Origin of the sequence: Salimicrobium album (assembly GCF_900107115.1) — a bacterium.
Lineage (GTDB): Bacteria > Bacillota > Bacilli > Bacillales > Halobacillaceae > Salimicrobium > Salimicrobium album.
The window spans coordinates 242,400-254,615 of the sequence record NZ_FNOS01000001.1 but is presented as its reverse complement, the minus strand read 5'-3'; the positions used below and the strand labels follow the sequence as shown (position 1 = coordinate 254,615).

The following is a 12,216-nucleotide window of genomic DNA, read 5'->3' as shown; positions in this document are numbered from 1 at the left end:
CAAAAAAATTGCACTCATGCTAAAGTATATCCATCAAAGAATATTCAGTCCGGGGAGGAAGAAAGATGACGAAAAAATTAGCCTTTTTTGATATAGACGGAACACTTTTGGACCACGATAAAAAGTTACCGCAATCTACGATAGACACAATCAGAAAACTTCAGGATACAGGGGTTTACTGTGCGATTGCGACCGGGAGAGCCCCATTTATGTACAAAGAGATCAGAGAGCAGCTTGGTATCAGTTCTTTTATCAGTTTTAATGGACAATATGCAGTACTGGAAGGAGAGCCTGTATATAAAAATCCTCTGAAATACGAAGAACTTGCATCTCTCCATAAGAAAGCGATCAGCAATAATCATCCTGTGATCTTCATGAGTGACGAGAATATGATGGCTACGAGACCTGGAAGCTGGCGTATTGAACAGGCGCTCGGTTCCCTCCGTTTCGACTATCCTGAGGTTGATGACCGTTATTACGAGAAAAGGGAGATGTATCAGTCCCTTCTATTTTGTGAAGGGGAGGAAATTGAGAGTTACCGGCAGACCCATAGAGCTTTCGATTATATCCGATGGCATAAATATTCCTGTGATATTATTCCGAGTGGAGGGTCGAAATCAGAAGGGATCAGAAAGCTTATCGAGTCTGCAGACGTAGCGATGGAGAACGTCTACGCTTTTGGAGATGGCCCGAATGATGTGGAAATGATCCGTGATGTAGGAACGGGTATTGCTATGGGGAATGCCGTGCCCCAGGTGAAAGCTGTGAGCGACTATGTAACAGATGATGTTTCCAAAGACGGACTGACAAAAGCTGTATATGAAGTTGGTCTGCTATAATAAAAAATCCTGCTGCACTCGTTTAAGTGCGGCAGGATTTTTTTATCGGAAGGTTCCACTCAATCGGCCGGAGTAGCATTTTCCGGTAAGGCATACGGTTGATCTTTATTTATATGATCATAAAACATGATGCCGTTCAGATGATCAAGTTCATGTTGAAATACTATTGCGGCGAAGTCTTTGAGTCTGAGTTTCACTTCTTCCCCGCCAAGTGTCGTAGCTTTCAGAGTTATCCTGCGGTATCGCGGGACATATCCGGGCACCTCTCTGTCCACGGATAAACAGCCTTCCCCGGTAGAAAGATAGGTGTATTCTACCGAATGGCTGATGATTTTCGGGTTGAAAAGTCCGTAGCTGTATTCTTTATCTTTTGTATCCGTAAAATGCACAGCCATCATACGTTTATTGATGTCTATTTGCGGAGCGGCGAGCCCTACTCCGGGGCGAAGTCCGTAACGGTCACACATCTCTTCATCCTGACTGTTTTTGATGAACTGCAGCATGTCCTCCAACGTCTTCCGGTCTTCCGAGCTCGGAGGAAGATCTACATTTTCAGCAGTTTTTCTTAAGGCAGGGTGTCCTTCCCTGACGATATCTTCCATCGTAATCATCGTTCTCATCCTTTCTTTCCTGGTTCCACGGGGAAAATCATCTTTTCATTTTATTTCAACTATTATACTATTGTAGATAGAAATGAAAAACAATAAAAGTTTTTGATTGATTAAGGGGGAAGCGATTGGTGAAGAGAAAGAGCGTTTTGTTCATTATTGCAGGCTGTTCATTTTTATTTGCAGGCTGTTCCAGTCAGACGGCTCAGGAAGAAATATATGACCACCTCGAAGAAACTGTATCATTGGAAGAACCGTTCGAGAAATATCAGAAACAGATCAATGACCTGGAAAATGAAGAACGGGAGTTATATAAAGAAATTATTGCAGCAAAAGAAAGTGAGATGGACAAAATCGAGAAGCTTTCCGATAAAGCTCTTGAAAATGTCGAGGAAAGAAAAGATAAGCTGGATTCAGAAAATGAAAGTATTCAGTCAGCAAGGGATGAATTCGAAGAAGTAGAATCCTCTATCAGTAACATTGAGGAAAACGAAGAGGCTGGGTCCGCTGCCGGAAATATGGTAGCTGCCATGAACAAACGTTATAACGCCTATGAAGATATGCACTCCCTATACGAAGAACTGCTGAAGATGGATGAAGAACTCTACGCAATGCTGAAAAAAGAGGATGTCGCAGAAGAAGAACTGCGTGCGCAAATAACCTCCGTAAATGATAAGTTTACAGAAATCACGGAAGTAAATGAAACTTTCAATGAAAAGACTGAACAGTTTAATGAGTTGAAAAAGAAATATTATGAAGCTTCCGACCTGAACGTGAATTATAATAACAACAAAGGGTAAGGCCGTAGAGAAATTACGGTCTTTTTCTTTTGCAACTGGGAACATTATCGTCTACAATTGTAACAGAAAGTAAAAGTGAGTAATACAGATTACAGCCTAAGGATCCCCTGAATTTCCTCAGCGTCGGCGACTTTGCAAGTTACTGAAGTATTTAATCTAACTGGAGGCCTGTGTATTGACGGATTTGTTTTTGTTAGGCTAGACTGTTTAGTGGTAGAGCAATTGTACCAGTCAAAAACGGATTCGTTCCTGTAACAGTTACGAGGGACGAATTAGATGATTAATATCACGCCTCTCCGGGTATTGCGGGTAAGAGGTGCGGAATGTTTTCTTTGGCTGAATGCAGGCGGGAGTTAAGTCAGTTTTTTTCAGGGTGATACTTACATTTCAAATGGAAAGGAAGAGGTGACAGACATTGAAACGAACTCTAGAAAATATTGAAAAACAGTTCGAAACGTTTCAAATTCTGAATGAGCAAGGCGAAATAGTAAACGAAGAGGCTATGCCGGAGCTTTCGGACGACGATCTGAAAGAAATTATGCGTCGTATGGTATACACAAGAATTTTGGATCAGCGTTCCATCGCTCTCAACAGACAGGGGCGTCTCGGTTTTTACGCTCCTACAGCAGGACAGGAAGCCTCACAGCTGGGGAGTCACTATGCACTGGAACAGGATGACTTTATTCTTCCGGGCTACCGTGACGTTCCTCAGCTGATTTGGCAGGGTCTGCCGCTATACAAAGCCTACTTGTTCTCTAAAGGCCATTATATCGGTAACCAGATGCCTGAAGAGGTGAAGGCAGTAAGCCCTCAGATCATAATAGGTGCTCAGATCACCCAGGCGGCCGGTGTAGGACTCGGCTTCAAAAAGCGCGGTGAAAAGACAATTGCGATAACTTACACAGGAGACGGAGGCGCGTCTCAGGGTGACTTCTATGAAGGTGTGAACTTTGCGGGTGCCTTCGGTGCTCAAACGGTATTTGTCGTACAGAACAACCAGTATGCTATTTCCGTACCTTCCGAAAAGCAGACTGCTGCTCAGACGATTGCTCAGAAGGCAGTTGCTGCAGGTATTGAAGGTATACAGGTAGACGGTATGGACGTTCTTGCTGTTTATGCAGCAACAAAAGAAGCCCGTGAAAGAGCTATTAACGGTGAAGGTCCTACTCTTATTGAAACACTTACGTATCGTTACGGACCTCACACTATGGCCGGGGACGATCCGACACGTTACCGCACAGAGGACACTGATAACGAATGGGAACAAAAAGATCCAATCGTTCGTTTCCGTAAGTATCTTGAAAGCAAAGATCTATGGAGTGAGGAAGAAGAGAACGAAGTGATTGAAAAAGCGAAAGAAGAAATTAAAGCCGCCATCAAGGAAGCAGATAACACTGCTAAACAGAAAGTTACTGACCTGATGGATATTATGTACGAAGAACTTCCGCAGAATTTACAGGAACAACGGGAAGAATACGCTGAAAAGGAGTCGAAATAAATCATGGCACAAATGACAATGATTCAAGCCATCACGGATGCAATGCGCACAGAACTCGGCAATGATGAAAATGTGCTTGTCTTCGGTGAAGACGTTGGTTACTACGGTGGGGTCTTCCGTGCAACGGAAGGCCTGCAGGACGAATTTGGCGAAGATCGCGTGTTTGACACCCCTCTTGCCGAATCAGGTATAAATGGTATGGCGATAGGACTTGCTCTGACAGGATATCGTCCTGTCCCTGAAATACAGTTCTTCGGTTTTGTGTTCGAAACAATGGATGCAATTGCCGGCCAGATGGCACGTTACCGCTTTCGTTCCGGTGGTACCGAATCGATGCCGATCACGATACGCTCTCCTTTCGGAGGAGGAGTCAATACACCTGAATTGCACGCGGACAGCCTCGAAGGAACTATGGCGCAAATGCCTGGCCTTAAAGTTGTAATCCCGTCCAATCCGTACGACGCGAAAGGACTTTTAATCCAATCTATACGCGATAACGATCCTGTTATCTTTCTCGAACACATGAAACTTTATCGTTCTTTCCGTGAAGAAGTTCCGGAAGAAGAGTATACAGTGGAACTCGGGAAAGCAGCAGTCAAGAGAGAAGGTTCTGACGTTACTCTTATCGGTTATGGTGCCATCGTCCATACAGCGCTGAAAGCGGCGGAACAACTCGAAGAGAATGGAGTTTCGGCTGAAGTTATCGATCTACGTACAGTGAGCCCGGTGGATTATGATACTATCATCGAATCCGTTAAGAAGACGAACCGTGCAGTAGTGCTGCAGGAAGCTCAAAAACAGGCAGGTATCGCTTCCAACGTTGTGGCCGAGATTCAGGAGAAAGCTATTCTTCATCTCGAAGCTCCAGTGTTGCGTGTGACTGCTCCGGATACACTCTATCCGTTTACTCAGGCGGAAGGCGTGTGGCTCCCTGATCACACTTCAATCATCGAAAAAGTTGAAAGTGTAATGAATTTTTAAATAAACCAAGTAGGAGGTAATCCCTGATGGCATATGAATTTAAACTGCCGGATATCGGTGAAGGTATCCACGAAGGTGAAATTGCAAAGTGGTTTGTAGAGGAAGGACAGGAAATTGCTGAAGATGATGTCCTTTGTGAAGTGCAAAATGATAAAGCCGTAGTAGAAATTCCATCTCCAGTAGAAGGAACTGTCAAAAAGATCCATGTAGACGAAGGTGTAACTACAACTGTAGGTACAGTTATTATTACGTTCGATGCAGAAGGGTACGATGACGGTTCCTCTGAGGAAAGTGGAGAATCTGAAGAAGAATCAAAAGAAGAGTCCAAAGAAGATTCGAAACAGGAAGCCGAGCAGGAGCAAAGTGACGAAAAACCGGCTGCTGCCGCTTCCACAGAAAGCGAAGAGGATGATGGTTCAAGAGTAATAGCCATGCCTTCGGTACGGAAGTTTGCGCGTGAAAAAGATGTTAATATCCAAAAAGTTCAGGGTAGCGGTAAAAACGGACGTATTCTGAAAGAGGATATCGAAGCCTATGCGAACGGAGAACAGTCGGAAGCTCAGGCTTCTGCAGAAGAAGAGACTCAGGAAGAGTCTTCCGGTAAACAGCAGGTTCCATCAGGTGAAGCCTACCCTGAAACTCGCGAGAAAATGAGCGGTATGCGTAAAGCGATTGCTAAAGCAATGGTGAACTCGAAGCATACAGCGCCACATGTTACACTTATGGATGAAGTGGACGTGACGGAACTTGTAGCTCACCGTAAGAAGTTCAAAGAAGTTGCTGCTGAACAGGATATTAAACTGACTTATCTTCCATATGTAGTGAAAGCTCTTGTATCAACGCTTAAGAAATACCCGGTATTGAATACGTCTCTGGACGATGAAACAAACGAAATTATCCAGAAACATTATTACAACATCGGAATCGCGGCGGATACGGATAGAGGACTGCTTGTACCTGTAGTGAAAGAAGCTGACCGCAAAGCGATGTTTACTATCTCTGATGAGGTGAACCAGCTTGCCGTTAAAGCTCGCGACGGAAAACTTACCGGAGAAGAAATGAAAGGTGCTTCCACTACTGTTACAAATATCGGCTCTGCCGGTGGTCAGTGGTTCACACCTGTTATTAATCATCCGGAAGTCGCGATACTGGGCATCGGAAGAATTGATGAGAAACCTGTAGTAAGAGACGGAGAAATTGTAGTAGCTCCGGTACTGGCAGTCTCTCTAAGCTTCGACCACAGAATTATCGATGGAGTAACTGCACAGCAGGCAATGAATCACATCAAGCGTTTACTGCACGATCCACAACTAATTATGATGGAGGCGTAAAGTATGGTAGTAGGAGATTTCCCAATTGAAGTAGACACATTAGTAGTAGGAGCAGGACCTGGCGGCTATGTAGCTGCCATCCGTGCTGCTCAAACAGGTCAAAAAGTTACTATTGTAGAAAAAGACAATCTCGGCGGGGTCTGCCTGAACATCGGTTGTGTACCTTCCAAGGCCTTGATTGAAGCGGCTCACAACTTCCAGAAAGCAAAAGGTGACGAGGATATGGGTATTTCATCCGAAAACACCACTGTAGATTTCTCCAAAGTACAGAGCTGGAAAGGCGGCGTCGTTCAGAAACTTACCGGCGGCGTACAAAGTCTTCTGAAAGGTAACAAAGTAGATGTCGTAAAAGGTGAAGCTTACTTTGTCGATCAGAATACAGTGAAAATTATGGACGAAAAGCAGTCACAGACTTACAAGTTCAAAGATTGCATTATCGCAACCGGTTCCCGTCCTATTGAAATCCCTAATTTCAAATTCTCTGAACGCGTTCTGGACTCTACAGGCGCACTGGAGTTAAAAGAAATTCCGAAGAAACTTATTGTTATCGGAGGCGGTTATATAGGTACAGAACTTGGTACTGCATATGCAAACTTCGATACGGAAGTTACTATTCTTGAAGGAATGGATCGCATACTGAACGGGTTTGAAAAAGATCTTGTTCAGCCGGTTAAGAAGAACCTGAAGAATAAAGGGGTCGAAGTAGTAACTAACGCCATGGCCCAGGGCGTGGAAGAAACTGAGGACGGTGTCAAGGTTACGTATGAGGTGAACGGCGAAGAAAAAACGGCAGAAGCAGACTATGTACTGGTTACCGTCGGCCGTAAACCGAACACGGATGAAATGGGTCTCGAAGAAATGGACATGGACATGGACGACAAGGGTTATATCCAGGTGGATAAACACAGTCGTACGAACTTCGAAAACATTTATGCTATTGGTGACATAGTTCCTGGACCTCCTCTGGCCCATAAAGCTTCTTATGAAGGTAAAATCGCAGCAGAAGTTATTGCCGGAGAGAAAGCGGAAGTGGATTACATGGCTATTCCTCTAGTCGCGTTCTCCGATCCGGAAATCGCTTCTGTCGGCTACACGAAAGAAACAGCTAAAGAAGCCGGCTATGAAGTAAAAGAATCCAAATTCCCGTTCCAGGCAAATGGACGCGCGCTCTCACTGAATAGTACAGAAGGCTTTCTTAAGCTTATTACAAGAAAAGAAGACGGCCTGATTATCGGTGGACATGTTTCTGGTGCTAACGCTAGTGACATGATAGCCGAAATCGGTCTTGCTATTGAAACAGGTATGACAGCAGAAGATCTGTCACTCACTATTCATGCTCACCCTACTCTAGGTGAAATAAGCATGGAAGCAGCTGAAGTAGCAATGAGTCGTCCGATCCACACAATGTAATAGATCAGCAGCCCTGCAGAAGGAATTCCTTCTGCAGGGTTTTTTTGATATATAAAATATAGGCAGGGTGTTAAAAGCTTCCACGCCGTGAAAAAAGCCATGAGCGCATGCTCATGGCTTTTTCAGGATAGTATGTTGTTAAGTTCATCAACGATTTTATTCGTGCTCAAATCGTTTCCTGAGACTTTTCCGATTGTCTTGCCATCTTTCATAATGATTATAGCAGGCTCGTCCGTTAACGGGCGGGAGAGTTCCCGTTCATTAACTTTCTCTTTGGAGAAATTGAAGGAATAGGGAGCAGAGGCCTTGAATTCGAGCAATGCGTTCATATAGGACTTCGGAGTCCGGTTATCTTCATCAGAAACGACTATAAGGTCATAGTCATTTCCATCAGCATAAATGACATCCACAGTCGGAGCAGTTAAATGCAGGGTAAGGGTAAACAATACTATATAAATGAATAGGAAAGAGTACTTCACAGTCTGACCATCTCCTTCGCTTGTAACTCTCCCATCAACAATAACAAACAAAAAAGTTTACTCCGGGAATGTAATTAAAATGTTATGAAAAAGACACCCGTTTGTAGACTCCGGTCATGTCATCGAAATTTTACAGATCGTTGTTTCTTCTGATAGGCGTCAAGAGGTTCCGTATATTTTCATAAAAATAGCACCCGGGCTAATAGCCTCGGGTGCTTAACAAATTATTTTTTCTTTCTTAAATCGACGAGTTTTTCTTCTTCTTTGAATGCTTTCATGAGTGAGAAACAGATTAGTATCAGGATGAAAGCAAACGGGAAGGCTGAAATGATGGCTGCCGTCTGAAGGGCACCTAAACCACCTTGCCATAGCAGCACAGCAGCGGCACCAGCCTGAATAATACCCCAAGTGAACTTAACTTTACGACTTGGGTTCAGGCTTCCGTTTGTCGTCTGCATACCGAGTACAAATGTTGCAGAGTCAGCTGACGTAATGAAGAAAGTACTGATCAGCAACAATCCTACAGCAGACATGATGCCTCCGAGAGGGAGGTGTTCAAGAGCTGAGAACAGGGCTACTTCCGTACCCAGTTCCGACATGTCGGAAAATACATCTATACCGTCAAAGTACTCAAGACCAATTGTAGTACCACCGAAGGCGGAGAACCACAGAGCGCCGAATACAGTCGGTACGAGCATGACACCCAGAACGAACTCACGGATAGTACGTCCCCTCGATACACGGGCGATAAACGTACCTACGAAAGGTGCCCAGGAAATCCACCATGCCCAGTAGAAGATCGTCCAGTCCTCTATCCAGGTATTATCCTGAGAGAACGGGGTCAGACGAAAACTCATGTACGGTAAGTCTCTGATATAACCGCCGAAGGAAGTGGTGAAGAAATCCATGATAAAGTTTGTAGGTCCGGCGAAAATAACGAAAATAAGCAGTAAAATCGCCAAAACGATGTTGGTGTTACTTAAATACTTAATTCCTTTGTTCAATCCTGTCATAGCAGAAATCATAAACAGGAACGTCACTATAACGATAATGATAAGTTGAAGGAAGAAAGTATCTTCCAGTCCCGGTATGGTAAACGAAAGCCCGCTGGAAATCTGCAGCGCGCCTAAACCGAGAGAAGTAGCGACACCGAAAATTGTAGCGAATACTGCTATGGAATCAATAGTGATCCCTATAGGACCCTGAATTCTCTTTTCACCGAGCAAAGGTACGAGTGCCGTACTTATAACTCCGGGAGCATTTTTTCTGAATTTGAAAAATGCAAGAGCGAGAGCTAATATTGCGTAGACCGCCCAAGGGTGTACTCCCCAGTGGAAGAAGGTGTACTTCATGGCAGAGTAAGCAGCTTCCGGTGTCTGTGCTTCCTGTCCCTGTATCGCAGGAGTGTGGAAGTGGGACAACGGTTCCGCAGCGCCCCAGAAGACGAGCCCGATACCCATACCTGCACTGAAAAGCATGGCGAACCAGGTAATGTACGGATACTCCGGTTCATCTTCCGGTTTCCCAAGTTTAAGTTTCCCGTACTTGGAGAACACTAGGTATATGGCAAAAATTACAAAACTTGTAGTAGAGAGCAAATAGAACCAGCCGAACTTATCGGTAAGGAACCCCTGGATCTGCGATGTAACGTTGGACAGGTTGGCGTTAGGCAACACACTGTCCGGGACAACTCCCCATGCGATAAATAAGAACGCAATAACTACTGAAATATAGAATACTTTTGTTACTTGATTCATCAAGCTTTCATCCTTTCCTGTTTTTAATCATCATAAGTGATGATATGGTCTTCGTGCTTTTTCGTCAACAGGTGCATTTCTTCGAGAACGTCATGAAAAGACAATAATTCATAAATAAGCACTACTTCCGCGACGAAATGATGACGATATCCATATCTCTGCTCAATGTGATGTTCTCTCCATTCCCAGAGACGCTGATCGAGGTCTTCGACGAGTTTGAATTGCTCCTCACTTATTGTGTGAGTTTTGTCTGTAATCACCTGGGCATAAAGTTTCCCAAGGTACAAAATCAATTCTTTTTCGTTTTCATCAAATGAAGGTGTAGTCTCGCGGGCATAAAGCATATTACCGAGCTGATACACAATCTGGTGCATCAACGACAAGTGTTCTTTCACATACACAAGCTGTTTCAAATCGCCCCTTGAATGTCTGTGGTACTTCCACTCTTCGCGTTGGAAATTCAGGAGAACTTCCGTACGCTCGAGTCTGGTAGTAAGCTGACGGTGCAACCGCCTAAGGAAGGAAGTCTTCTGCCTGGATTCGTCCGTAACATCGAGCAGGATTTTACGAAGCAGCTGGCTGGCGGTTCTGTTCATCATGTAAAGATTTTTCAGAATCGTAGTAGTATAGTTGGGAGGGAGTAGAAAGAAATTCACAAGAGTGGAAACGACGATACCAATAGATGTAGTACCCAACCTTACTATAAACGAAACAATTTCGTTGTCCCCGAAATCAGGGATCATGGCTATTGCAGTAATCGTTGCAACAGTAATACCGTCATCGAGTTTCAGCTTATGACATATCCCAATCGTTAACATTGCTGCGAGCCCATAAGCAAGGGCTCCTTTGTCAAACATCGAATACATCATTACCGCAATCAGTGCCCCTATTGCAGCGGCCGGAAAGCGCACAGCCGCTTTCCTGATAGAGGCTACCACTGTATGTTCAATCGTTACTACAGCAGTAATGACGGCAAAAATGACAGGCAGATCGAAAAAAGAACAGATTAGTGCCGTAATAAACACCGATATCCCGGTTTTTACCGTACGCCCTCCAAACAAGTTAAACCGCTTCAAAAACTGCATCATTTGAAAAAGACCACCTTCAAATAGCGTCTCGATAAGTCACGATTCCATATTATAATACAAATCTTCTTATATTAATAGTGAATATGGGGAAACTGTACTATAATTATAGGATATTACATATTTAGACAGGAGGATTCAAAATGAAAAAAAGGTTAATGGTGGTGATTTTTCTATTACTTTCAGCCTGCAGCAGCACCGGTGACGCTACGTCAGGCACCGGCGAAAGCCAGGAGAAGAATGAACAGAACCAGGAAGACAAACAAGGAAAAGCGAAAGAGACAAGTGAAGCCGAAAAGAAAAAAGAGAAAGATGAGGAAAAACGCGAGAAGAAAGAGGAAACTGCCGGTGATAAGTATGTTCTGCAGGAAGACTGGTCATTTGCTCCGGCGGCGGAAGGCGAGAGTAAAGTAGCGCTTCTCACAATTGATGACGCTCCGGATGAGCACGCACTTGAAATGGCTAAAAAACTGAAAGAAAAAGAAGCTCCTGCTATCTTTTTTGTTAATGGCCATTTTCTGGATACTGAGGAGGAAAAGAACACACTTAAAAAGATCCACGACCTGGGTTTTCCTATCGGTAACCATACGGAAACCCATGCTTCTTTGCAGGACCTGACAGAAGAAGAGCAGTATGAACAAATTGTAGGAGTAAGTGATCAAATCGAGGAAATCATCGGAAAGCGCCCTGATTTCTTTCGCGCTCCGTTCGGGCAGAATACAGAGTACTCCGAGCAGCTCGTTAAGGAAGAGGGGATGCTCCTTATGAATTGGACATATGGCTATGACTGGAACGAGGAGTATACAGATGCCTCAAGCCTTGCTGATATTATGGTCAATACACCGTTGCTGCGTGACGGGGCTAATCTGTTAATGCACGATCGCGAATGGACGAACAAAGCTTTGAACGATATCATTTCAGGTTTAAGAGAGAAAGGTTATACATTGCTTGACCCCGCCCAGATCAAACTACCTTAAGAGGGAAGGTGCCGAATTTCAGTTTTCAGGGATTGCTTCCGCCGATTTATCATTAATAAACGGCGGAAGTTTTTTTATGAAATTCCTCCTTTAACCCTTTTTGTAAATAGAATATTTTAACCGCTTTTATTAGTATGACATTTTTATAAAAAAGATATACTATACTGTTGACGAAAGCAGTATTAACACATATAATAAAATTACATTGAAAGCGATACCAAAAATAGAAAGGATGGATGAGAAATGGGTACAATTGTTTGTCAGGATTGTCAGAGAGTCATCGAGCACTACGAGGACGAAAAGGTTTCGACTCTTTACGGTACTTGTCCTACTTGCAACTCGAAATAATCTATCTTCCAGAAACCGCCGGGCTGCCCGGCGGTTTTTAATTTGTGAGATTGCAGAGCGGTAATACCTGCGGTCAGTTTATGCTACACTTGAAGCAGGGAGG

At 43.9% G+C, this 12,216-nt stretch carries 12 protein-coding genes; 8 read left to right on the top strand and 4 right to left on the bottom strand.

Features of this window, described 5'->3' with window-relative positions; genetic code table 11:
* Positions 1-65 precede the first annotated feature (65 nt).
* Positions 66-839, top strand: a complete 774-nt coding sequence (locus BLU03_RS01300) for a Cof-type HAD-IIB family hydrolase (RefSeq protein WP_076569593.1) — start codon at positions 66-68, stop codon at positions 837-839.
* 59 nt (positions 840-898) lie between these two features.
* On the opposite strand, the gene def is transcribed toward BLU03_RS01300, so the two are convergent.
* Positions 899-1,450, bottom strand: a complete 552-nt coding sequence (gene def / locus BLU03_RS01295) for a peptide deformylase (protein ID WP_008589656.1) — start codon at positions 1,448-1,450, stop codon at positions 899-901.
* Between the two features lie 128 nt (positions 1,451-1,578).
* Between def and BLU03_RS01290 the strand changes: the two genes are divergently transcribed.
* The 5 genes from BLU03_RS01290 (at position 1,579) to lpdA (ending at position 7,467) form a co-directional block, all read left to right on the top strand.
* Positions 1,579-2,247 carry a YkyA family protein gene (locus BLU03_RS01290; RefSeq protein ID WP_008589657.1) on the top strand — a complete coding sequence of 223 codons (669 nt, stop codon included), beginning with the start codon at positions 1,579-1,581 and terminating at the stop codon, positions 2,245-2,247.
* Positions 2,248-2,662: 415 nt separating this feature from the next.
* The gene (gene pdhA / locus BLU03_RS01285; RefSeq protein ID WP_076569599.1) at positions 2,663-3,745 is read left to right on the top strand and encodes a pyruvate dehydrogenase (acetyl-transferring) E1 component subunit alpha; all 1,083 of its coding nucleotides are present in this window, start codon (positions 2,663-2,665) and stop codon (positions 3,743-3,745) included.
* 3 nt (positions 3,746-3,748) lie between these two features.
* Positions 3,749-4,726, top strand: a complete 978-nt coding sequence (locus BLU03_RS01280) for an alpha-ketoacid dehydrogenase subunit beta (protein WP_076569601.1) — start codon at positions 3,749-3,751, stop codon at positions 4,724-4,726.
* Between the two features lie 26 nt (positions 4,727-4,752).
* Complete coding sequence (locus BLU03_RS01275) at positions 4,753-6,057, top strand: dihydrolipoamide acetyltransferase family protein (protein WP_076569603.1); 1,305 nt, start codon at positions 4,753-4,755, stop codon at positions 6,055-6,057.
* A gap of 3 nt (positions 6,058-6,060) precedes the next feature.
* Positions 6,061-7,467 (top strand): dihydrolipoyl dehydrogenase, encoded by a 1,407-nt coding sequence (gene lpdA / locus BLU03_RS01270; protein ID WP_076569605.1) that lies wholly within the window; start codon positions 6,061-6,063, stop codon positions 7,465-7,467.
* 122 nt (positions 7,468-7,589) lie between these two features.
* On the opposite strand, the gene BLU03_RS01265 is transcribed toward lpdA, so the two are convergent.
* The 3 genes from BLU03_RS01265 to BLU03_RS01255 form a co-directional block, all read right to left on the bottom strand.
* Positions 7,590-7,946, bottom strand: coding sequence for a hypothetical protein (locus tag BLU03_RS01265; protein ID WP_093105002.1), 357 nt, complete (start codon positions 7,944-7,946; stop codon positions 7,590-7,592).
* A gap of 224 nt (positions 7,947-8,170) precedes the next feature.
* Positions 8,171-9,703, bottom strand: a complete 1,533-nt coding sequence (locus BLU03_RS01260) for a glycine betaine uptake BCCT transporter (RefSeq protein ID WP_093104999.1) — start codon at positions 9,701-9,703, stop codon at positions 8,171-8,173.
* A gap of 23 nt (positions 9,704-9,726) precedes the next feature.
* Positions 9,727-10,791: an FUSC family protein gene (locus BLU03_RS01255; RefSeq protein WP_093104997.1), complete on the bottom strand. Its 1,065-nt coding sequence runs from the start codon at positions 10,789-10,791 to the stop codon at positions 9,727-9,729.
* A gap of 140 nt (positions 10,792-10,931) precedes the next feature.
* Here BLU03_RS01255 and BLU03_RS01250 point away from each other — a divergent pair, with 140 nt between their 5' ends.
* On the top strand, positions 10,932-11,765 hold the full coding sequence (locus tag BLU03_RS01250; RefSeq protein WP_093104994.1) for a polysaccharide deacetylase family protein: 834 nt from the start codon (positions 10,932-10,934) through the stop codon (positions 11,763-11,765).
* 243 nt (positions 11,766-12,008) lie between these two features.
* Positions 12,009-12,113: a GapA-binding peptide SR1P gene (locus BLU03_RS01245; RefSeq protein ID WP_073991988.1), complete on the top strand. Its 105-nt coding sequence runs from the start codon at positions 12,009-12,011 to the stop codon at positions 12,111-12,113.
* Positions 12,114-12,216: the final 103 nt, after the last annotated feature.

Coding starts and splice junctions, on each gene's coding strand:
- BLU03_RS01300 (WP_076569593.1), top strand. CDS start 66: ATGACGAAAAAATTAGCCTTTTTTGATATAGACGGAACACTTTTGGAC.
- def (WP_008589656.1), bottom strand. CDS start 1,450: ATGATTACGATGGAAGATATCGTCAGGGAAGGACACCCTGCCTTAAGA.
- BLU03_RS01280 (WP_076569601.1), top strand. CDS start 3,749: ATGGCACAAATGACAATGATTCAAGCCATCACGGATGCAATGCGCACA.
- BLU03_RS01275 (WP_076569603.1), top strand. CDS start 4,753: ATGGCATATGAATTTAAACTGCCGGATATCGGTGAAGGTATCCACGAA.
- lpdA (WP_076569605.1), top strand. CDS start 6,061: ATGGTAGTAGGAGATTTCCCAATTGAAGTAGACACATTAGTAGTAGGA.
- BLU03_RS01260 (WP_093104999.1), bottom strand. CDS start 9,703: ATGAATCAAGTAACAAAAGTATTCTATATTTCAGTAGTTATTGCGTTC.
- BLU03_RS01255 (WP_093104997.1), bottom strand. CDS start 10,791: ATGATGCAGTTTTTGAAGCGGTTTAACTTGTTTGGAGGGCGTACGGTA.
- BLU03_RS01250 (WP_093104994.1), top strand. CDS start 10,932: ATGAAAAAAAGGTTAATGGTGGTGATTTTTCTATTACTTTCAGCCTGC.
- BLU03_RS01245 (WP_073991988.1), top strand. CDS start 12,009: ATGGGTACAATTGTTTGTCAGGATTGTCAGAGAGTCATCGAGCACTAC.